Source organism: Paenibacillus peoriae, from assembly GCF_022531965.1.
Lineage (GTDB): Bacteria > Bacillota > Bacilli > Paenibacillales > Paenibacillaceae > Paenibacillus > Paenibacillus polymyxa_D.
The window spans coordinates 5,536,637-5,558,453 of the sequence record NZ_CP092831.1; the positions used below are offsets into that span (position 1 = coordinate 5,536,637).

18 protein-coding genes are annotated in these 21,817 nt (G+C 46.8%); 6 read left to right on the forward strand and 12 right to left on the reverse strand.

Going from position 1 to position 21,817, the window contains the following annotated elements; genetic code table 11:
- Positions 1 to 27 precede the first annotated feature (27 nt).
- Positions 28 to 903, reverse strand: coding sequence for a hypothetical protein (locus MLD56_RS24555; protein ID WP_029518705.1), 876 nt, complete (start codon positions 901 to 903; stop codon positions 28 to 30).
- Between the two features lie 493 nt (positions 904 to 1,396).
- Here MLD56_RS24555 and hxlA point away from each other — a divergent pair, with 493 nt between their 5' ends.
- Positions 1,397 to 2,032, forward strand: coding sequence for a 3-hexulose-6-phosphate synthase (gene hxlA / locus MLD56_RS24560; protein ID WP_029518706.1), 636 nt, complete (start codon positions 1,397 to 1,399; stop codon positions 2,030 to 2,032).
- A 5-nt stretch (positions 2,033 to 2,037) separates the two neighbouring features.
- Positions 2,038 to 2,595: a 6-phospho-3-hexuloisomerase gene (gene hxlB, locus MLD56_RS24565; RefSeq protein ID WP_209947649.1), complete on the forward strand. Its 558-nt coding sequence runs from the start codon at positions 2,038 to 2,040 to the stop codon at positions 2,593 to 2,595.
- Between the two features lie 179 nt (positions 2,596 to 2,774).
- Here hxlB and MLD56_RS24570 read toward each other — a convergent pair whose 3' ends face one another.
- From MLD56_RS24570 to MLD56_RS24605, 8 genes are all read right to left on the reverse strand, one after another.
- A complete protein-coding gene (locus MLD56_RS24570; RefSeq protein WP_029518709.1) occupies positions 2,775 to 4,907 on the reverse strand; it encodes an endo-1,4-beta-xylanase in 2,133 nt (710 codons plus the stop codon).
- Positions 4,908 to 4,969: 62 nt separating this feature from the next.
- Positions 4,970 to 5,893: a carbohydrate ABC transporter permease gene (locus tag MLD56_RS24575; protein ID WP_029518710.1), complete on the reverse strand. Its 924-nt coding sequence runs from the start codon at positions 5,891 to 5,893 to the stop codon at positions 4,970 to 4,972.
- Between the two features lie 568 nt (positions 5,894 to 6,461).
- On the reverse strand, positions 6,462 to 7,442 hold the full coding sequence (locus tag MLD56_RS24580) for an ABC transporter permease (RefSeq protein WP_029518711.1): 981 nt from the start codon (positions 7,440 to 7,442) through the stop codon (positions 6,462 to 6,464).
- Positions 7,443 to 7,456: 14 nt separating this feature from the next.
- Positions 7,457 to 9,124: an ABC transporter substrate-binding protein gene (locus MLD56_RS24585; protein ID WP_029518712.1), complete on the reverse strand. Its 1,668-nt coding sequence runs from the start codon at positions 9,122 to 9,124 to the stop codon at positions 7,457 to 7,459.
- Positions 9,125 to 9,334: 210 nt separating this feature from the next.
- Positions 9,335 to 11,098 (reverse strand): sensor histidine kinase, encoded by a 1,764-nt coding sequence (locus MLD56_RS24590; protein WP_029518713.1) that lies wholly within the window; start codon positions 11,096 to 11,098, stop codon positions 9,335 to 9,337.
- The gene (locus tag MLD56_RS24595; RefSeq protein ID WP_029518714.1) at positions 11,095 to 12,726 is read right to left on the reverse strand and encodes a response regulator; all 1,632 of its coding nucleotides are present in this window, start codon (positions 12,724 to 12,726) and stop codon (positions 11,095 to 11,097) included. Before MLD56_RS24595 ends, MLD56_RS24590 begins: the two co-directional genes overlap by 4 nt.
- Before the next feature lie 273 nt (positions 12,727 to 12,999).
- Complete coding sequence (locus MLD56_RS24600; protein ID WP_029518715.1) at positions 13,000 to 13,773, reverse strand: class I SAM-dependent methyltransferase; 774 nt, start codon at positions 13,771 to 13,773, stop codon at positions 13,000 to 13,002.
- 114 nt (positions 13,774 to 13,887) lie between these two features.
- Entirely contained in the window at positions 13,888 to 14,229 is a 342-nt protein-coding gene (locus tag MLD56_RS24605) for a cupin domain-containing protein (RefSeq protein ID WP_029518716.1), read from the reverse strand.
- A 347-nt stretch (positions 14,230 to 14,576) separates the two neighbouring features.
- On the opposite strand from MLD56_RS24605, the gene MLD56_RS24610 reads away from it, so the two are divergent.
- The 4 genes from MLD56_RS24610 to MLD56_RS24625 all read left to right on the forward strand — a co-directional run bounded on the left by MLD56_RS24610 (position 14,577) and on the right by MLD56_RS24625 (position 17,981).
- Positions 14,577 to 15,812 (forward strand): FprA family A-type flavoprotein, encoded by a 1,236-nt coding sequence (locus MLD56_RS24610; RefSeq protein ID WP_029518717.1) that lies wholly within the window; start codon positions 14,577 to 14,579, stop codon positions 15,810 to 15,812.
- Between the two features lie 36 nt (positions 15,813 to 15,848).
- Positions 15,849 to 17,042, forward strand: coding sequence for an NAD(P)/FAD-dependent oxidoreductase (locus tag MLD56_RS24615; RefSeq protein WP_029518718.1), 1,194 nt, complete (start codon positions 15,849 to 15,851; stop codon positions 17,040 to 17,042).
- A gap of 2 nt (positions 17,043 to 17,044) precedes the next feature.
- Positions 17,045 to 17,215 carry a rubredoxin gene (rd, locus tag MLD56_RS24620; RefSeq protein WP_007432984.1) on the forward strand — a complete coding sequence of 57 codons (171 nt, stop codon included), beginning with the start codon at positions 17,045 to 17,047 and terminating at the stop codon, positions 17,213 to 17,215.
- A 61-nt stretch (positions 17,216 to 17,276) separates the two neighbouring features.
- Positions 17,277 to 17,981, forward strand: a complete 705-nt coding sequence (locus tag MLD56_RS24625) for a Crp/Fnr family transcriptional regulator (RefSeq protein WP_029518719.1) — start codon at positions 17,277 to 17,279, stop codon at positions 17,979 to 17,981.
- 131 nt (positions 17,982 to 18,112) lie between these two features.
- Here MLD56_RS24625 and MLD56_RS24630 read toward each other — a convergent pair whose 3' ends face one another.
- The 3 genes from MLD56_RS24630 to MLD56_RS24640 form a co-directional block, all read right to left on the reverse strand.
- Positions 18,113 to 19,927 (reverse strand): glycosyltransferase 87 family protein, encoded by a 1,815-nt coding sequence (locus tag MLD56_RS24630; protein ID WP_029518720.1) that lies wholly within the window; start codon positions 19,925 to 19,927, stop codon positions 18,113 to 18,115.
- Positions 19,928 to 20,026: 99 nt separating this feature from the next.
- Positions 20,027 to 20,737, reverse strand: coding sequence for an MBL fold metallo-hydrolase (locus MLD56_RS24635; protein ID WP_029518721.1), 711 nt, complete (start codon positions 20,735 to 20,737; stop codon positions 20,027 to 20,029).
- 380 nt (positions 20,738 to 21,117) lie between these two features.
- Positions 21,118 to 21,759 carry an SDR family oxidoreductase gene (locus tag MLD56_RS24640; protein ID WP_241113442.1) on the reverse strand — a complete coding sequence of 214 codons (642 nt, stop codon included), beginning with the start codon at positions 21,757 to 21,759 and terminating at the stop codon, positions 21,118 to 21,120.
- Positions 21,760 to 21,817 lie beyond the last annotated feature (58 nt).

Sequence of the window (21,817 nt, forward strand, 5' to 3'; positions counted from 1 at the left end):
CAAATATTTCCCACCGGAAGAGCAATACTAAGAGACGCCAAGGCCATAGTTACCGAGATTAATGCCTTTTTCATTATGAAGCCCCCTTAATAAAATGGTTTGGTATTGCTCTTGCTGTGATGGTGTTGCCCAATCTCGATAAGTCTCAAACAGAGCAACCAATGTCCTGAAATTGGCATCCACTTCTACATTGGCAGAGAATTGCAGAGAATCAAGAACATAATTTAAGGCAACGGAGTACTGCTTCTTCTTGAAATGGTAAATGGCCAATTGGTTGACCAGTTTTAGATAATATACGCGGTTTGCTCTATCTTCATAACCTTCAAATATCTTAATATCATCAGCAAAATCGTTCAGCAGGTCGTCTATATTCCAATTATTCAAGTTAGCCGCTTCCGCAATACCAACCAATCCTGGAAGTAACTCCTCTTCATTGTCATGAAGAAATTGAACGTACTCAGGCAAAAGTTCCCTTCTCCCCGAAAGTAACTCAATCGTAAATAAATTGGCCCTGGCGAGGAAACGGAATCTCTCTACTTCTTCGTGACCGCTCTGATCCAGCCCCATAAACCAGCCCATTTCGCTATACTTCATAATATAGTTTCTAGCTTCCTCATACTTGCCCATATTCTGATAGTAAATAGACTTCGCCAGATAACTGTAAGCATAATAAAACACTAGCGGGTGTTTGGTGTCCAATGTCTCATACTTGCCGTCTGCAGCATTTCTCAGTTGGGTGTGATACAGGTTTTCAGCCAACGTATGCAGAAAGTCTGCTACTTTGTTCGCTTCATCCCAATCATTATGTGTGTAGCTGAGTCTAAACAACTCACAAGCTTTATCGAGTTCGTGACTGTCTGACAACAAATAAATGGCTTCCCTTTGGTTCAAGACCTCTTCCATTAGACCCCGCCTCCCTAGCCTGAAAATTGCGGTTACCCCTAGCCCAATGGCTATTTTTCAGGGCAGTTATGCTGGTAGCCTCCATTTTTGCATACCGTATATTGCAAATATAGTCAAAACCTAACTTGAAGTCAATTCAATCATCGCTATCTTCTTTTTTTTGCAACCTTACATTGCTGTGTACGGTTATGGATTTTGCAAAATTCGATTCCAGTCGCTTATGGGATTTTTGGAAAATCCTCGGTTACGAATAGTTGACTCTCCTTATAGAAATAATACTAAAAAAGACAAAGTATAGGCTCTCTAGTGGATAGTTTTTATGGTGCTATAGTATCGTGGGGGTAACTACGTTACGAATTAGTGCGTACTTTTCAACCGGATACCGGGGCCTTACAATCAAACCTGTGCATGAAACCAAAGTATAGAGTGATACTCAACAGAGCATGTACCTGTTCATCAAATACAAATTCACTTAAGGAGTGAAGTTAATAACATGGAACTTCAATTGGCTTTAGACTTAGTAGATATCCCACAAGGGATTGCATTGGTAAAAGAAGTAGAGTCGTATATTGATATCGTAGAAATCGGTACGCCGATTGTCATCAATGAAGGACTTCATGCAGTAAAAGCAATGAAAGAAGCATTCCCGAATCTGAAAGTGCTGGCTGACCTGAAGGTTATGGATGCAGGGGGCTATGAAGTGCTAAAAGCTTCCGAGGCTGGTGCAGATATCGTTACGATTTTGGCTGTAGCTGAAGATGCAACAATCAAAGGTGCAGTAGAAGAAGCCAAAAAACAAGGCGGCAAAAAAATCCTGGTGGACATGATCGGTGTTAAAAACCTTGAGCAACGTGCGAAAGAAATCGACGCCCTTGGCGTTGACTACATCTGTGTGCATACAGGCTACGATCTGCAAGCTGAAGGACAGAGCCCATTCGAAGCACTGCAAACCGTCAAACAAGTCGTGAAAAACTCAAAAACTGCCGTGGCTGGCGGTATTAAGCTGAGCACATTGGCTGAAGTCGTGAAGGCTCAACCGGATCTGGTTATCGTCGGCGGTGGTATCACTGGCGAGGACGACAAAAAGGCTGTAGCTTCCCAAATGCAACAGCTCATCAAACAAGGTTAACCCCAATGGAAACCTCTCAATATTTATCTGAGGTACTCAACGAGCTACAATGGGTTCCACAGTTGATCAGCAATGCGGAATCGGAACAGCTGATCCACTCCATCGACGCTGCGAATAAGGTATTCGTGGCAGGTGCGGGCCGCTCAGGGTTCATGATTCGCTCGCTGGCGATGCGACTGATGCACATGGAAATTCAAGCTTACGTGGTGGGTGAAACCGTAACTCCCGGCTTGGGCGAGGGCGACCTGCTCATTATTGGTTCAGGCTCTGGCGAAACCAAAAGCCTGATCTCCATGGCAGAAAAAGCAAAGAAACTCGGGGCCTCTCTGGCGCTTCTAACCACGTCCCCCGAGTCTACCATCGGCAAACTGGCCAATATCATCGTCAAGCTGCCCGGTGCACCCAAGGATCCTTCCAACAAGGATTACCAGACGATTCAGCCTATGGGCTCATTGTTTGAGCAAACCCTGCTGTTGTACGGTGATGCACTGGTACTCAGAACGATGGAGCTGCGCAAGCTGACCTCCGAATCTATGTTTGGCCAACACGCTAACTTGGAATAAACCGCGATTCCTTTACGATAACAAAGCAGGCTGTCCTTCACATGTGAAATGTAAAGGACAGCCTGCTTTTATGCTTGTATAAGCGGACGTTCGATACAGCATACATGCCAATCCATACTTCCGTAAAACCGCCATTGCGTTCAGGTGAGATAACAAAGGCCGGCATGTATTCAAACCATTTATTCGTTATTCCCTGCTGGCAACGGCGGGACTTTGGACGAATCAGCAAGTGCCCAATAGGCATATTTGGCCTTTAACTGTTCGTCGAATAATAGCGGCTTATCCAGCCGGGCTATTGGAAACGTGCTGAGCCACGTATTTCCATCATCCGTACCCCAAATCGTCACATTGCTGATATGATCCTGCTGCCTTGAAAACATATCGAACAGCGCCCGATAGCGGTGAGCCTGCCGGATCAGCATAGATTCTGGAATCGTTTCATAGCGATCTGTGTCATTGGAATAAAGACCCATATCCAGCTCGGTAATCTGATTATCCAGACCAAGCGAAGCAAACTTTTCGATGGACTGCTCAATCTCGCTAATAGCGGGAAACTCTAGGCGGATATGCGATTGGTGGCCTACCCCGTCAATCGGTACACCTTTAGCGAGCAGATCACGTACCAAATTGTACAGAAAATCCCGTTTCTTCGGCTCATGCGTGTTGTAATCGTTAATGAATAGTCGTGCGTTCGGGCCCGCCGCTTCCCTCGTGACACGGAATGCTTTTTCAATATAATCCGTACCGGTAATCTGATACCACTTGCTGCGGCGCATGCCATCCGGCTGATCAGGATCAATGACCTCATTCACCACATCCCAATCGGTGATGACATTTTTATACCGCGCTGCAACAGCGCGAATATGCGTCTCCAGCCGATCCAGCAAAAGCTTTTTATTTTCAGCAGTCGGTGTCATCGGCTGTCCATTCTTATCCTTGAACATCCAATCCCCAGTTTGGTTATGCCACACCAAGGTATGGAAGCGAATCTCTAGTCCGTGCTGTCTAGCAAACTGCACAATTTGGTCTGCTTCCTCCCAATGGAACTGTCCCTCGGACGGTTGTAAGGAGATTGGCTTCATCGCATTCCCTGCAACGACGCTGTTAAAATGCTTCTGTACCAACTCTCCGTAAGCCCCTTCGGTCTGAAAAGCTTCAATCGCCGTGCCGATGCTGAACTGTCCCCCATATAATCCATGCAAAGAAGGAATGTCCTTTTCAATAGCCAGTGGTGGTACAAGTGACAGTTCGAAATCATCCATATAAAAGGAAGACGTTCCTTCTGCCGTTTCCAAATACATAGAAACAGTGTCTGCATCATGCGCGAGCGTATACGTACCAGATAAATGCATCCATCCCCCTGTCGTAGTAGCCGTGTCGCCTACAACAGTTTCATACGAACTATTCCCTTGGTGATCACGCTGCACGCTGAGCCTCACCTTGGCAGGCTGCTCACCCGGCGCCAGCTTCACCCAGGCACTGACCGTATATCGGCTGCCCTTTTGCATCGTAGCAGTCACATCCAGCTTCGGTCCGGCATATGTCTTTTGTCTGCCTGTTGTCAGCAGACTGTATGAGCCGCTTCGTGCATCGGCATCCGAAACCTGCACGGTCTCGGCTCCCATACGGGACACCCATCCTTGAGCCGTACCCTCTTCAAACCCGGATACGATACCATGGGCCGGCTCCGTTGGCGTCTTCGATACCTGTGTTATTTCTACCTCATCCACATAGTAGGCCTGCGCGGGATTCGAGCTTTCCACATACAGCTTCAATGCATCCATCCCCCCGGTAAAAGTATATTTCCCCTGAAGTTTAATCCACGATGTATCCGCCGTCTCCGTCTGCGCTACCGTCTTCCATGTCGTAGTCCCGTCTGTCGGCTGCTGCTCCACTGTAAGTTTAACCATGCTCGGAACCGCAGAATGACCATCTAGCTTCACATAGCCACTAATTTCATACTCTACATCCGGCTGCAATAGCGACTTCACATCCAGCTCCGCCCCGTTCCAAGCCGCTGTGCGGGCGGTTGCCTTCAGACTGTGCGTGCCGCCATATGCTGCTTCCGTGACGGATGCAATTTGGGTATAAGTTCCCCGGGGTTTCCAGCCGTCGCTGTTTCCTTGCTCAAATCCATACGTTCCAATGGTCTTATGGATATTACCCGCTGACAGCACCGTATCCGAAACGGGCGGGGAATGTTCTATAGACGGAGCTGCCTTTAGTACAGACGCCCCCCACCAACCGACAGGCGATAACAACAGCGCTCCAGCCAGTACCAGACAAAAAGGCTTAACCCAACATGACCGCAAAGCAATCCCTCCCGTACTCCGATTTTTTGGAATTGGTATTTGGCACCATTGGTTTTCATTTACTATCCTTTGACACCGCCCAAGGTCATACCCTTCACAAAGTATTTTTGCAAAAAGGGATAAACTAAAATAATAGGCACTGAAGCGACAATCGTCATCGTGGCCCGAATTGAGGTAGGCGTGACCGACTTCGCTAGATTTTCCGAACCAGCGAATTGGCTCGCATAGTCCTGAGTGTTAACAGACGTGTTGGAATTTTGCAGTATTTTCATCAACTCATATTGAAGAGTGCTCCATTGTTCATATGACGAATTGTACAAAAACACATCGAACCAGGAATTCCATTGCGCGACTGCTGTAAACAGCGACACCGTCGCTAGCACGGGAACACACAGCGGTAAAACGATGCGCATAAAAGTGGAAAACTCCCCAGCCCCGTCAATACGCGCCGACTCCAAAATCCCTTCCGGCAATCCCTCAATAAAGGAGCGAATAACAATCACATTAAACACCCCAATCAATCCCGGCACAACATACACCCAGAAAGTCCCCAGCATCCCAAGCTCACGAATCAGGAGAAAGTTCGGAATCAGTCCACCGCTAAAATACATCGTTAAAATAAAAGCAATCGAAACAAATTTACGCAGCACATATTCCGGCCGGCTGATCGTGTACGCCACCATCGCGCAGCAAAACACCGAAGTCACCGTGCCCGCAACCGTACGTAATACAGAAATCAGCGTAGCATGAAAAATCGTCGCTTCCTTGAACACAAATTCATAATTACTCCACGTGAATTCACGTGGCCACAAATAAATCCCGCCCCGTATCGAATCATTCGCTTCATTCAACGAAACCGCCAGTGTATTCAAGAACGGATACAGCGTGAACACCATCAGGCAGAGCATAAACAGAATATTGCACGCATCAAAAATCCGATCCGAGGGGGCCCGAAATCGCCCGTGTACAGCCTTCCCTTTACCCATGACTTCCGCTCCTTTCTAAAAAATAGCTTAAGCACCCAGGCATGTAATCCATACGATGGGTAGGATCATTGATATTGGAGCCGTTGTTGGTGCTGTGATATGAGTTGTAGTTTGTGTCAATTATTTTGTTAATGTCAGTTGTTATTAGAAAAGTTATTTTTCAAGCAGTTAATGAGGTCAGCGAAGCGGCCTGTTAAAAATCCACTGACCTGCACCCGTAGTATGGATGAGCTCGCACCTTCTGTTATCACCACCACTAGCAGTCCTAAAAACAAGCGAAAGCGAAGCTGAGCCAACCATCATGGCGCATTTACCCATGGAAGCGCGAGTCACGCGCCTTCCCTAAGCTCCCCCCTTGCCACTACCCTCAGTTCTCAAAAAAAGTGACTTTACGGCGGGTAGCAGCGGAGCGGGCGGAATTGTTCTGAAGAAGCGGAGCGTTCGCCTTTATCCCCGGATTTTAACCTATGATCTTTATTCCAATAAGAAAATACGGGGATAACAGCGATCGGAAGAACAATCCGCACGCGAAGCGACAACGAGCCCTCCCCAGAAACTCACTCTTTTTTTAGAACAATCTCTCCTCCCCTAACCGCTTCGCAATATGATTGGCGCTAAACAGTAAGATGAAGCTGACCACCGTTTTGAACATCCCGGCAGCAATGGAAAGCGAGAAATTACCCATCTGGATACCATATTTCAGCACAAAAATATCCAGATTCTCCGAGTAATCCACGTTCATACCGTTGCCCAGTAAGTATTGCGGCTCAAAGCCGGATTCCAGCAGATTGCCGATGTTCATAATGAGCAGGATGATAAATACAGGCTTCAATCCGGGTAATGTCACATGCCAAATCCGCTGAAAACGCCCTGCTCCATCCATCTCAGCCGCTTCATACTGCGAGGGATCAATCATCGTCATCGCGGCCAAATAAATGATGGTATTCCAGCCGACATTTTTCCATACCTCCGATGCACCGAGAATGCCCCAGAAATAGCTTCCTTCGCCCAGCCACAGAATAGGCTCCTTAATCAATCCCAGCCACATCAGCACCTCATTGATGATGCCGCCATCCGCAGATAGCGCCGTACTAATGATGCTGGCCGCGACCACCCACGAAATAAAATGCGGTAGATAGCTGATCGTCTGTACCACCCGCTTAAATACGAGCTGACGAAGCTCATTCAGCAAAATTGCTAGTGTTATAGCGGTGACAAAGCCCAACACCAAATTAATAAAGCTCATCGCCAGCGTATTGCGCATGACCCGCAGAAAGTGTTCATCCTGAAACAGAAAATGGAAATGCTTTAATCCAACCCATTGCTGATCGAGCAACTTGCGGGCAGGCTTAAAATCCTGAAAGGCAATCGTCCAGCCCCAGATGGGCAAATACTTGAAGATGAACAGCCAGATTAAAAAAGGGACGGACATCCATACTAGTGCCCGTTGCTGATTCAGCTTGTGCATAAATCCCCTAAAGCCGGTTCGCCGCGAGGGCGGAAAATGATCCGGGGAGATCGTGACAGGTGGTGGTGACGAGTGGCCCATAGCTGCTTCCTCCTTTATTTTTTACCGGGATTTTCGATTTTTTTGGCAACCTCCTTCGTGATCAACTCCTCATACGCCTTTACATCCAGCTTGTTGAATTCAGTAGTGTATTCATTCCAAATCGCATCAAACTGTTCCGGTGCAGACAGCACCAAACGCGGGAAATATTTGCGCTGTAGGTCCCCCTTCTTTTGCTGGAAGAGCTGCGCAGTTGAGCCTTGAGCAATCGGAATACTCCAGGCCGGATACCATGGGCGCTCGTCAGGTGCGGAAAACATTTGCGAGAAGGACTCTACACCATAGACTTTTAGTAGCTTTTTATCTCCCTCGGTGTAGGACATACGCGCAACCTCAGGCTGCCGTCCGGGGCCAACCGAGTTACCGTCAGGCAGGGTAGAACCGCTACCGTATCGCGGCCAACTATATTCAAAATATTTGAACCCGAATGATTCGCGGAACGCGTCCTGACCAGTCTGCTTAATTTGCTCCTCAGTCCGGTAAAAGCGTCCTTTTTTATCTACATCATAGGTTTCCCCCTTGATTCCCCAGTTGGATAATATCTGGTTTTCGTCCGTCAGCAGGTTGTCAAAAAATTTGATGATACGTACCGGGTCCTTGGCACTGACCGTAATTCCTATGCCTCGGTTATTAACGAATGACGACGGATCAATGTACTGATCCTTTATATTCTGGTCGTATACAATAGGCAGCCCTATATACTCCATATCATCATTGCCCGATTGCTTGGCAGCCTCTTGCAGATTATTCAGGGCCTGCCCCGCCTGCCAGCGGTAGTCAAAAAAGCCCAGCACCTTACCCGAAGTCAGCTTCGCCAAATATTGATCGTAATTGTCCACAAAGGACGATTTATCAAATAGGCCCTCTACATTGAGCTGATTTAGCTCTTTCAGATACCGCTTTGTGATTTCCATATCTCCATAATCCGTGGCCCGGTGTGTCTTCATATCAATAATCGTGCCGCCATCATTCGGATAGCCTGCCAGATGCATCGGCGCGTTCGTAAGAGCATAAAACCTATCCTGCGTGGTTAACGCCAGGTACCCAGTCAAGCCCTCATCTGCATGTTTTTTCGCATAGTTACGAATCAGGGCTAAATACTCGTCAAGTGTTTTGATTTTTGGAAATCCCGCTTCTTTTAATACCCTGCGTTGCACCCAAAAGGCTCCTTGCTCCAAGTTAGGCGCAGGTAAATAATCGCCTACCACCGCACTGAGCGGAAGAAAATAAATGTTCCCATCCTCCGCCTTCATCAAGTTGTAGTACGGTCCATATACACGCTTAATATTCGGTCCGTATTTGTCGATCAAATCATTCAGGGGAATAAAAGCCCCGGCATCCAGCAGCTTATCGATCGTGCCATCCGGTACTATCACATCCGGGAAATCGTTACTGGCAATAAATGTACCGATCTTCGTATTGGAATCACCCACCAAATGCTCCAGCTTCCAGTTTACCCCCGTCTGATCCTCCAGGATCTTGCCGATCCGCGTTTCATTGGTATTAATGTCCCTGCCCGCAGTGGCATTAAAATACGTGAATGTGACTTTCTCCTTGCTATCTCCTGACGCTGGCTCCTTGCCCGAGCTCCCTGAGCAAGCAGTGATCATAGATGCCATCATAACCATTACCAGACCGATGATTCCGAACCTTTTGCTTGTCATGCCAGACCTTCCCCTTTCGCCCTCTTTTGTCGATTGTGTGTGAATATCGTGCGGACGTACCGCAAGCACTGGGAATCCCGCACACCCTAAATTGTAAGCACTTTCATTTTATAAAATGCCGTCCATTTCGTTCACCTGCCAATCTAAAGGTGTTACTTAGGAAACTATAGGTAAAGGTCCTTCAAAGCAAAATAGGTACCGCTCTCCACCTCACTCCCGATCCGCAGGAATCCTAATTCGTATCTCCGTACCCACGCCGGGGGCACTGCGTATGGCAAGCTCAAAGCGGCTCCCGTAGTAAAGTTTAAGACGATAGATGACATTTTGCAGACCTATACGCTCACCCATTTCTTCCTGCCTTTGCATGTAACCATATAAACGTTGTACCTGTTCCTCAGACATGCCCACCCCATCATCTCGAACCGTTAGAATCAGTTGTCCTTCCTCATGCTCAAAATGAATCTCAATGCGTCCCCCATGCTTTAGCGGCTCAATGCCGTGGATACTTGCATTTTCAACCAGTGTCAGCGCGACCATTTTGGGAAGCAGATTGTCCAAGTCTTCAGAGCGCGCCTGCACTTCGTACTGTATTCGCTCACCAAAGCGATATTGCTGGATTTCCAGAAAACAACGGATCAGCTCCAGCTCCTCCCGCAAAGTAACCCGATCCTTGTTCCACACCAGCGAATTGCGGAATATCCGTGCCATGTTATGAATAATGTGCGCTGTCTCATCCTCATGCTTCATCAAGCTCCTCATGCGAATCGTCTCCAGCGCATTGAACAGGAAATGGGGGTTGATCTGGCTGTGAAGTGCATTCAACTGGGCATGTCTGCGCTGAATTTCCAGATTTTTTCGTTGAATATCAGCCATATACACATCGTTAATCAGTCGCTTTATTTTCAGCGTCATCCGGTTAAACTCACCTGTTAATTGCCCGATTTCATCTCGCGACTCTGTACCGGGAATCAGCTCAAAATGCTGGTTTTTCACCTTTTTCATGTGCTTTAAAATACGATGAATCCTCACGTTCAGCGAACGTGTAATCCAGATAATAATTAATGTAGGTAACAGCATATTTACACAGGTTAACAAGAGCACAAAGTTGCGGGATTCCTGCATTTCATACAGCATTTCATCTCTGGATACCGCTGCCACAATGCTCCAGCCGTTCAGATTGCTCGTAAGCACATAATTCGTCTTGAACTCCATCGTGTCCTCGGGCAGCTTGAGGGTGCTATAGGCCACACTTTTGTGGTTTATAGCAACTTTGGGATCCGTTGTATATTCGATTTCCCCTCGTTCGTTCAGCAGAAAGAGACTTCCCTGCAAATTCAGGTTGTTGAAAATCTCACGAATGGACGACATTCGCAGTTCTATTTTCAGTATTTTTTCACGACCATTTTGGGAATAAAAGTAGTTCATCCGCCGAATCAGGCTGAAAGGGTGCAGCTGTTCGCCTGTACTGTCATCGGTACGTACAAATATAGGCTTGGACTGGCGTCCAGGCGGGATTTTGGTATACCAGGGCAAGCTTCTGACCCTCTCATCTATAAAACTGACTCCCCCGGAATCCAGCAGCGTTGAATTATCGGTGTAGATCGTAATTCCACCTACGGAATGGTATACAGGACTGTAATTATTGTTCAAGATACGACGTAAATAAGAGTCATAGGCAGCAATATAATCAGCAGGGTGGGGATATGTTTGTTCCAACACCTCATTGAGCTGATGATCGGTATAAAAGATAGACGAGATTTCCATCGCATCTTCAAATTCACGGTAAAATTCAATTTTAATCTGTTCCAGTGCACGCGAAATATCCTGAATACGCTGTTCTTTCACATTTTGTGAGGTAACATGGTAAAAAACCAGATTGGTCAACACTACAGGCGCGAAAACACACAGAAAATAAAGCAGCAGCATTTTATCCCGCAATCGCACATGATCAAGAGTCGTCCTCAGCATCTTCATTCGCCGGCCCTCTCTGGCTCGTCGCCAATACTCAGGCTGTTGCGGTATTCACTAGGCGTGGCGTGCGCCGTCTTTTCAAACTGGGTAACAAAATAGTCTGAACTGCCAAAGCCCACGCGCTCCGCAATTTCATAAATCCGCAGATCCGTCTGCCGCAACAAACGTTTTGCCTCCTGAACGCGCAATTTCAGCAAGAATTCGTTAAAGTACACACCATACGTTTTTCTGAACAATTGACCGAGGTACACCGGGTTCATGTAAAAGCGAGCCGCAATACTTTTCAGGCTTATATTCTCGGCGGCATGCTGCTCAATGTAAGCACGGATGTGCTGGATGCCTCCCTGCTGACAATCCTTGCGCAGAACCCCAATATACCTTCCACTTTCCTCTGCAAAAGCTGTAAACAATCGCTGTAGTTCACCCAGGGACAGGTTCATGTCCTGCCAGTTCATCATCGGTTCTAGTGACCGAAGTGAGCGCTCATCTCCCTGCATGTTTTGAATGACCCGAACGATACTAAGTACGCATTGATGCAAACTCATTTTCACAGCCTCAGGTGCATAACACTCCTCCCGAAAGCTGCTAAATAAATTATCCACGGCCACACGCAGCTCCTCCAACCGCAGTTCCTCGACTTGTTCCGTCATGCGATCCAGTACGTCCTGATGTATGGTCTTATAGTGGAGTGGTGGCATTCCCTCCTGTAGATATACAACAATACCGCTATGGTCATAAATGTATTTATGGAGCACTGCTTCCTTCGCACAGGCATAGGACTGCTGGATATCCTGCAACCGATTCACAGGCTTTCCTGCATAAATGAAAACCCGACTTCCCAGCTGGTCTTTTAGTGACTTCATCCCCTCTATCTCCTGTTGTAGCGCTTTCATAAAGACTTCGACCTTGCCTTGAAAATAGTTCAAAAAGAAGTCCGGTACGATAAGACCAATTCGGTTGCGATGCTCATGGACATAGAGAGGGTACTTGCCATCCATTAAACGATGAAGTGCTTGCTCTATAAGCTCCCTGAATTGGAAAAGCGATAGCATAATATTATTGTCACCAGAGCGCCAGGGATGTTGGTCATTCAGCTCGACGAGTACATAGTACATAGAAGTGGCCTCCTCAAGCCGTAGTTGCTGCTCCCACTGTGTCACCACTACATCATCCACTGGGTTCATCATCACAGTCTCTAACAACCCACCTGCATGGTGATTCTGATATCGTTGCGCATTCTGTTGTTCACGATGCAGTCTCTCACTCAGCTTGCGCAATGTAGCCGAAAAGTCACCCTCATCAATCGGCTTAAGCATAAAATCATGAACCCCATAGCGGATTGCCTGCTGCGCATAAGCGAAATCACTATAGCCGCTTAAGATAATAAACGCGGGATGTTCTGTACTCTGTTCGAGCACAGATCGAATCAGCTCTAATCCGTCGAGCACAGGCATACGAATATCGGTAATGACCAGGTCCGGGTGAATACGGCTGATTAGCTCCAGCGCATCCTCACCGTTATCAGCTTCTCCTACGATTTCAAAACCACAGGCTTGCCAATCCATGAGTTGAAGCAGCCCTTTACGAGTAAAGGTTTCATCATCTACCACAATGGCTCGATGCAGCTTCATAACACGCTTCCTCCTTTTGATGTACGCCTATTTTATTATACTAGTTAACTATTCCAACGATCTTAGTCACTATGATAATGTAAAAACATCAGGGATTGGAAATTTTCACCACACCTATGATATGACAAATAGAGGGGTGCAAAGCATGCGCACACCAGCAGCCAAGCCAAGCAGCAAATATACAAAAAGGAGACGAATCCCTGAATGGGGGGTCGTCTCCTTTTTTTGCTATTGCGTAAAAAGCTTTATTATTCTCTTATTCGTGAATTCAGGCTATCGCTCAGCGATGATACTGACCGCTTGCAGATGGTCGGCGTACTTTACAAACTGCTTGCGCATACCCATAACCCTTGTCCGGGCAGCATGGTTACGCATAAGGTTAAAGGTGATTTTTCCAAGTCTCAACCAGCCCTCGTCCTGAATGATACGTGGCAGATGCAATAAGTGCATGGGAACCGTATAGATTTTAACGACCTTAAAGCCTTCCTCTTTCAGCAACTGTTCCCACTCTGACACCGTCAACGGTGTCGCGTTAACTCGCATGGCTACAGCCAAGTCCTTGTAAATTTGCTTTCTGAGCGCAGGCTCAATATGGCTAGGAGCAAGGCACATCTCATGGATAGCAAACTTCCCGCCTACTTTCAAAAGCCGCCTGGCTTCCGAAATAATCTGCGCTTTCTTGGCCCTTGTGTGCATCGTCAGCATGGCTTCCCCATATACCACCGTCGCAGAGGCATCCGGCAACGGAACTTGTTCAGCATCGGCAATAATGACTTCCCGGTTTGCTCCGCTTGCATACGTTTTTACGATAGAGGCCGCCTTCTCATTCTGTTCAATCGCAATATAACGGCGGGGATTAAGCTGTAGTGTGATTTGGGCAGTTATACCCAATCCGGGGGCAAACTCAATGACCTCATCCTGCCCGGTTACGTCAAGTCCCTCTATCATCCAACGTGTCGTTTTTAACCCTCCGGGCCTAAGCACGCGCTTACCGAGACTTGCTAATACCCAGTGCCCTGGCACCTGATTGTAATCTACTGTCTGCATTGGCCATTAACACCTCTTTTTAAAATACGATAATGATATTCATTATCAATACGAGTGTAAAAAAAATAACCATTTTCTTTTTTTTATATGAGCATGTTGCTGCTATGTCTTCTTTTATATGTTCTGCGCATAGCTTTCACTTGGCGTTTGGGTCAACACTACATGCAGACTGGAATTCGTCTCTGCACCGCCACGATAGGAAAAGTGCTCATCGCCCGTAACATGAATGATATCCCCTTGGACAACTTCCGTTGCTTCGCCGTTCACAGTTACAGTACCGCTGCCTTCAAGAACAAGCAAATATACATTCGCTCCCGGGTGATTATGTGTTGGCAGCTCGGCATTAGGAGTAAAGTTGAGAATAAAAATTACATTGTCGGCTTCCTTATGCACAATTCGTTTTGTAAAGGCTGCTTCCTTATATTCCTGAAATTGAATGAGGTTTGATTTTTTCATATTGGTTCACGCTCCTGTTTGGAATTAAATTGCTTAAGATGGATTTATACCTTTATTGTATTGGATTATTTCGCTCGCCTTGTGATTGCAATCACAAAACTAAATTTAAGGAGGATTTTGCAAAAATCCAATAAGCGACTTTCAATGAACAAAATATATAGATCGAAATGGTCTAGTTCGTCTATATATTGTACTTTGGGGCGACTGGAATCGAATTTTGCAAAATCCTAAAGTCAAAAATACTTTTGAAATATTTAAAAATTTGATTTCAATCATCTTTTTCATCGACACATCCAACTAGAATCGAATTGTGTTAGACAAACAAAAACAAGCAGGAGGTTGTTCCTATGAAACCAGGATTCCAACTGGCAAAGGATATTTATTGGGTAGGAAAAATTGATAATCGTGAGGTTCCCTTTCATCGTCTTCTACTATCTAAGGGCACAACCTATAATGCATATCTATTGAAAACCGGAAAACCAACCATTGTAGATACCGTAGATATGGCGTTCGGTAGAGAATTTGCAGAGGCTGTAGCCGAATTAATCGATCCATTGGATATTCAATATATTATCGTCAATCACACGGAACCAGATCACTCGGGCGGATTGGCGGCACTCGCCTCCAAGGCAACAAACGCTACGATCGTCTGCACTGAGATTGCCGTTCCGGAAATTCAACAAATGTACAAGCTTCAGCATCGCAACTTCCTCGTCATCAAGGATGGAGATCAACTGGACATTGGAGGCAAAACGCTGCTGTTCAAGGAAACACCTTACCTGCATACGGAAGAAACCATGATTACGTACTGCATAGAAGATAAAATCTTGTTCCCTTGCGATATTTTCAGTACACACGTGGCTGTAGAGCATCTATTTGCCGACGAGGCTGGTTTTGATATCACCGAGGACTTTGTCGGATACTATCAGGCTATTATTCATCCACATCGCAGATATGTGCGCACATTAATTGAAGCTGTTGCCGATCTGGATATTGAGATGATTGCACCTTCCCACGGCTTCGCCATCCGGCATGATATTGCCAAGTTTATTGATGTGTACGCCTCTATGAGTACCGAAACCAAGGAGGATAAAAAAGTAGCGATAGTCTATGCCACTCTGAAAAATAATACCAAAAAAATGGCAAACATCTTGAAAGACTGCTTTTTGGAGAACCAAATCAAGGTGGAGCTATGGGACGTGGATAAAGCCGATGAAACGGAGATATTGAATAGTATTGCCTCAGCGGATGCTGTTTTTGTCGGTAGCTCTACCAAATATGCTGATATGACAGGCAAATTGGAAGACCTATTGCAACAAATGCAAAAGATGAATCTGGAAGGCAAGCTGGCTGCTGCGTTTGGTTCCTACGGCTGGAGCGGGGAAGCCATTGAAGTCGTACAAGATTACTTGAACGGTACCAATATGAAGGTCCAAAGCACTTCAGATGTAATCAAATCAACAGGTATGACCCATGTGGAATTCCCGGTACGTATTCGTTTCTCTCCTACAGATGTTGAAAAAGTGAAAAAAATTAAAAATGCCGCTGAATTTGTCTCAGATCTACTGCTTAGTGTTATTTAAAACACAGTAGCATATAGCGAATAGGAGAGATACTGAATGGGTAACCCACATTACGTTATTATCGGAGGCAGTGTCGCCGCCGTCAACGCAGCAAAGGCGATTAGAGATCATGATGAGCTGGCTGAAATATCTATTTATGGAGAGGAAGCATCCTTTCCGTACAACAGAGTCAAACTTTCCAAGGGACTGTTCACTGATTTGCACAGCGACAAAATCCTGATCAAAAAGGAAAAATGGTTTGCCAATCAACGAATTCATGTGTATTCCGGCATCAAGATAACCGAGATACAGCCTGAGGATCGTACTATCCAAACCATAAATGGACAAACCGTTGCTTATGACAAGCTGCTACTGTGTACAGGAGCTCACAACCGTAAGCTTGTGCTAGAGGGGGCTTCTCTAAGGAACGTTCACAATATCCGTTTTCGACAAGATGCAGATAGCCTTAAAGCGGAATTGCGACAGGGAGACCGGATATGCATCATCGGCGGCGGTATTCAAGGCGTGGAAACCGCCTGGTCCTTCCAGCAAGCAGGGTATTCTGTAATCATACTGGAAGCTTCGCATCGGCTTATGCCCCGCCAGCTAGATGAAAAAGCCTCCACTATTTTGACCGATCGTATAACCGAACGGGGTACTCAGGTACACCTTGGGCAAGGCGTACAACGTATTAAAGGCACAGATCACGTAGAAGGTGTGGAACTACAGGACGGCTCTGTTATCCCCTGCGAGCATGTCGTGTACTCTATCGGAATTGTACCTAATACGGAGCTTGCTCGCCAAATCGACCTTGGTATTGGACAAGGCATTCTGGTGAATGCGCAGATGGAGACCAGCGCCACCAATATCTATGCAGCAGGTGATGCAGCCGAATTTCAGGGTAGAGTAGATGGGTTATGGGAAAGCGCAATGGAGCAAGGAAAAATAGCAGGCGCCAATATGGCGGGCGCATCCGTCAGCTATCAGCGTCCCCTCCCTGTAACCCTGTCGAACTGCTACGAATCCCCTCTCTTTTCCATCGGTCTAGTAGATGAACAAGTCTGCGACACCAGCCTGATTACTAAAAGTCAAGCTTCTTATACACGTATGTTCATACAAGACGGCTCTATCTGCGGCGTGATTGGCTTTGGGGATGCCCTTGCTTCACTACCATACAAAACAGCCATCATGCAGGGACTCAAACCGGATGCACCAGAGCTCACAAAAATTTTAAATGACAAGGAGAACTAGAGATGAAAAAATATGTATGTCAGCCCTGTGGATACATTTATGATCCTGCTATCGGCGACCCCGATGAAGACGTTATGCCCGGTACAGCGTTTGAGGATCTTCCAGAAGACTGGGTTTGTCCAGTCTGCGGTGAGGATCAAAGTCATTTTGCCCCAATAGATGATACAGAATAACAACCATGCACTATAACCTGTAGTTTCCGGTTTATGAATGGAGTGAATGAATGTGAATGAGATGTCCTGCCCCTGCCAGTGCGAAAAGGAGCCCTGTGCCCGCAAAGTACCTATCTTTTCCTCTTTGTCCTGCGAAGATTTGTGTAAGGTCAGCTCCATGATCCGACACCGAAAATATCAGAAGGGTGAGGCCCTAATTATCGAGGAACAAGCATCCGATACGCTGTACATTATTAAAAGCGGGCATGTCAAGCTGCTGAAGATGACGCCTCAGGGTAAGGAGCAAATCCTGCACATTCTAACAACTGGCGATTTTTTTGGCGAGTTGAACATATTTAACAGCGATGAGCTGAGTAACTTTAGTGCGTATGCCTTAAAAGATACTGATATTTGTATGCTCACCAAGGATGATATGGAGCAGTTGATCCGCAACAATCCCGATATCTCTTTGAAGCTGCTCAAAACCATTACTAAACGCTTGGCACATACCGAAAATCTGGCTCAAAGCCTAGCTACCAAAGACCCGGAAATCCGTATCGCCTATATGATTCTTGAGCTTGGACATAAATACGGCAAGCCGGATGGCTCCAATATTAAAATAAATCTCCCCCTTTCACGCGAAGAAATGGCTAATTATGTGGGTGTCACCCGCGAAACCATCAGCCGTAAATTTGGAAAATTTGAACAGCTGGGGATTATTCATAGCAAGGGTACACGAGAGATTACCATCTGCGATGTACAAAAACTGAACGAATATATGGATTGAGACATATATATACCAGGTTACTCTGGCATGAGAACAACAAAAAACCGCTTCTTTAACTTATGGATTGCAGTTGATCTATCAACCAACTTCCATTTCGTTAAAAGGCGGTTTTTACCATATTTTATACTCCACTAACGATCAATTGTCGTGTTCACGCCTTGGGAAGACGCTCCCCATGCAGGCCGCGCTGAAGGAAGTTCTGGCGAAACTCCGTCTGTGGAAGGAGCAGTCTCAATCGTGGTCGATTGGGAGCAATCCCACACTACTTTGACCAAATACCCAAACAATAACACATTCAACAATGACGTCACGCACAAAATAATACCGTATTGATCCCGAGAATTGGAGCTATAGAAGATATCAAAGGTATTCAGGAAAATCGTAAGACTGAATCCACCTGCAAGCCATAAAAATCTGCGGTCTCGCAAATACAGATACGCCAGTACAGCTAACGCCGCCGCAGGGAACAAATACCTTTCATGCATGCTGGAAGCGAAGGTAAATACACCTGCAATGAGTACCAGTGCAGCTGCCGCTGCAAATTGTGGTTTGCGACTACGGATATACATCCACCACGTGAACAGAGTCACCAGCACAATGCAGATCATACCCCATGTATGGTAACTAAACAGGAACAGCGTTGTAGTGTCCTGCGTATAATTGCCTCCGATCAGTGCAAAAAAGTTATACGCGTTCACCGAAGCATACGGATACTCGCCGACCGTTCCCTTGTATAGGTCAAGTAGCCATAACGGTTCCTGCCCCCACGAAAATGGCAATATAACCAGAATGGTCGTCACAACGACACCGCCAATGGACAACAGCCAAGGTTGTATTCTGCGTTGTCTCAGCAGCTCGAAAAACAAAACTGGCCCATAAATAATTCCCTGTGGCTTCATCAATACCGCTACCGTAAACAATACGGTCGACCAGCCCACCCGGTTTTCCACAAGCAGCACAATCATGCCCACAATCAGCAGAGTAAAGAAAGAATCCACTTGCCCCCAGAAGGTCGAATTGATAAATACAGCTGGGTTAAACACGTAGAATATAGCCAATCCAAGGCTTATTCCATAGCCGACCCGTTTGCTCGCCAACCGGTACAGCATGCACGCTGTCACAATATCGGCTAATATATTCGGAAGTCGCAGCAGCACAGACATATAGGGACTGAAAGTATCCGTAGAGCCGATTTGACCGATCACATATAAAATATAAATATAGAACGGCGGATAATCACTTGATCCGTTCGTGTAAAAGCCCGATAAGCTATCCGCTGCTGTCGTAGCCCAGTTCCGGAATAGCATTAAATCCATGTGACCCGAAATCCATGGGGCGATCGCCATTCTTAAAAAGAAACCCACACCCAGCACAGTCCACAGCATCAGTCCTCGATTACGTTCCCCGAGCTTCCATACACGAGCCCGAAACCGGTACGCGATAAACACGAACGCACCGAAGAACAAAGCGGCGAAAATCGCCAGTGGAGTCGCATAAGCAGATGAGGAGTTCCCACTTCTTCCACCACCACCCATACCACCGCCAGGACCGCCCATGCCCATTCCAGATCCGTTACCAGACATGCCTCCGGGGCCTCTGTGCTGACCGTCTCTGGCGGCACCACTGCTGTCCGATGCAGACGTATCCGTTCCAGCCATTGTACCTTGGTCACCCGATGTTGATGTCCCCTCAGTGGAGGAGTCGGTAGTTTGGCCTGTCGTCCCCTGATCCTTGCTGTCAGCGCTATTCACCGAATCCAGCCCCCTCATACCTCCGCCAGGTCCGCCTCCTCCCCCAAACCCGCCGGATGGGCCCTGTCTAACAGCCGCAGACTGGGACGCGGAGCTACCTGAATAACTCCATAACGAAACGACACTAACGACAGCACACAATATGAGACTAAATAGAAGTATATATTTCAGACCGTTCGCTTTCCAAACGTTCAAATCCGATGCACCTCTCTCTGTTTCTATTTTCCCATATTGTATCTGCCTTAGCTTAGGACTTTGTGAGTTCTGGCTGAATGTTGGCTGAATACGGAATCATCACACTGAAGATTGTCGTTCCATCTCCATAATCGCCCTTTCCAGCTGAGATTGTGGATGCTTCAGCATGTTGCCGTGACCGACAGCTAATAACGATGGATCGAAACTCGCCAGCTTTTTGGCGCTTTTCAGCGAAATTTCCTTGTTCCAGGTAGCCAGTGCCGGAAAAGGAAACAGCGGTTTAAGCCTTCCCGATACCGCTATACCTCCTCGGGTCTGAATGGCGTCGCCTGCAATTAACGCTCGGGTACGAGTATCCAAAAATGCCATCGAACCCGGCGTATGTCCTGGTGCGCTGATCGCCAACAGCGAACCTACATGATCCCCATCCTCCAGTAAAACGTCAGGCTGGGTAAGGATATGCTTCGGTACATCGCCTCGAATAGGAGTATCCGGTTCCCCTGATTCCAACGATACATCGCCCTGTAGCAGCGGTGCGTCCCGCCTTGAAATGAATACTTGCGCGTCAGGATACCTTGCCTTCAGCTTATCCAACGCACCCACATGATCCCCATGAGCATGGGTAAGTATAATTCGAATAATCGGCTGCCCGATCCGCGCCGCAGCCTGCTCTATACCACGGGTACTGTATGGCAATCCGGCATCTACTAAGGTGAGCCCCTCTTTCTCCTCCACCAAATAACAGTTCACCGGGAACAGCCGGGGCATAAACGTCAATTGATACAGATGCTGTACCTGAACAATACGCATTTCAGCTCATCTCCTTGTCTTCATCACAAACTAATTATATTAGTATTATAATTAATATAATATAATTAGTTTTAAGCAACTGTTTTTGCTGCTATTCAGCCGGAGTTGGAGCTTGGGACTACTACGGGGACGATCACACTGAGAAAAACAGCAAAAAAGCATCCCCGGAACTCTGCCTCCGTGGATGCCTCTCAAAGCAAAAATTAGTCTTAGATACGAATCTTCCTGCACGCTCCCTTTGCCCAGTCTTGGGAATGGTGATATCGAGATGTCAGGAGATCCAGATATCATTGCAGAAACTTGGTACAACTTATACGAGAAAAAAGACAGCTTTGAAGAAACATTCCCAAAAGAAATGGATCCAACAACTTCATCCGTAATTACAGCCGGATTGCCTCAGCAATAGGCGTACTGCCAGACACCAGATTAATTGAACGATGATACGTCTGCTGTTCCTCCAGCACTGCTATGACCACTGCCGCCACATCTTCACGGGAAATGGTGTGGCTGGTGAAATCCTCACCGGTAGCAACTTTGCCGGTGCCCACATCATCCGTCAGGCCACCCGGACGAAGAATAGTGTAGTCCAGGTTGCTCGCTTCTAACAGGCGGTCAGCGTAATGCTTCGCCACATAATACGGTTTAATGGATTCGGGCCACTGCTCCCGTTTCTCCGCATGTAGGGCGCTGACCATAACGAAGCGTTGGATACCTGCTTGTTCGGCGGCTTCCATCACCTTGACTGCTCCATCCAGGTCGATGAGCAGCGTTTTATCCGCTCCTGTTTTTCCACCGGAGCCTGCCGTGAATACGATAGCATCGCTACCTTTTATAGCTTCGGCAATTTCACCAACCGTCCCTTCGAGGTCAGCTACCACCGTTTCTGCTCCCAAACGTTCAAGCGCTTCAGCCTGATCCGAATGGCGGATCAACGCCTTTACACGATGCGATTTATTTTGCCCCAGTAGACGAACAAGATGTCTGCCTACTTTTCCATTTGCGCCAATCACCAGTACGTTCACTCATATCCCCCCTGTATTCAGAGTCTCTCATCTACATTATACAGATGTATTTTACCCT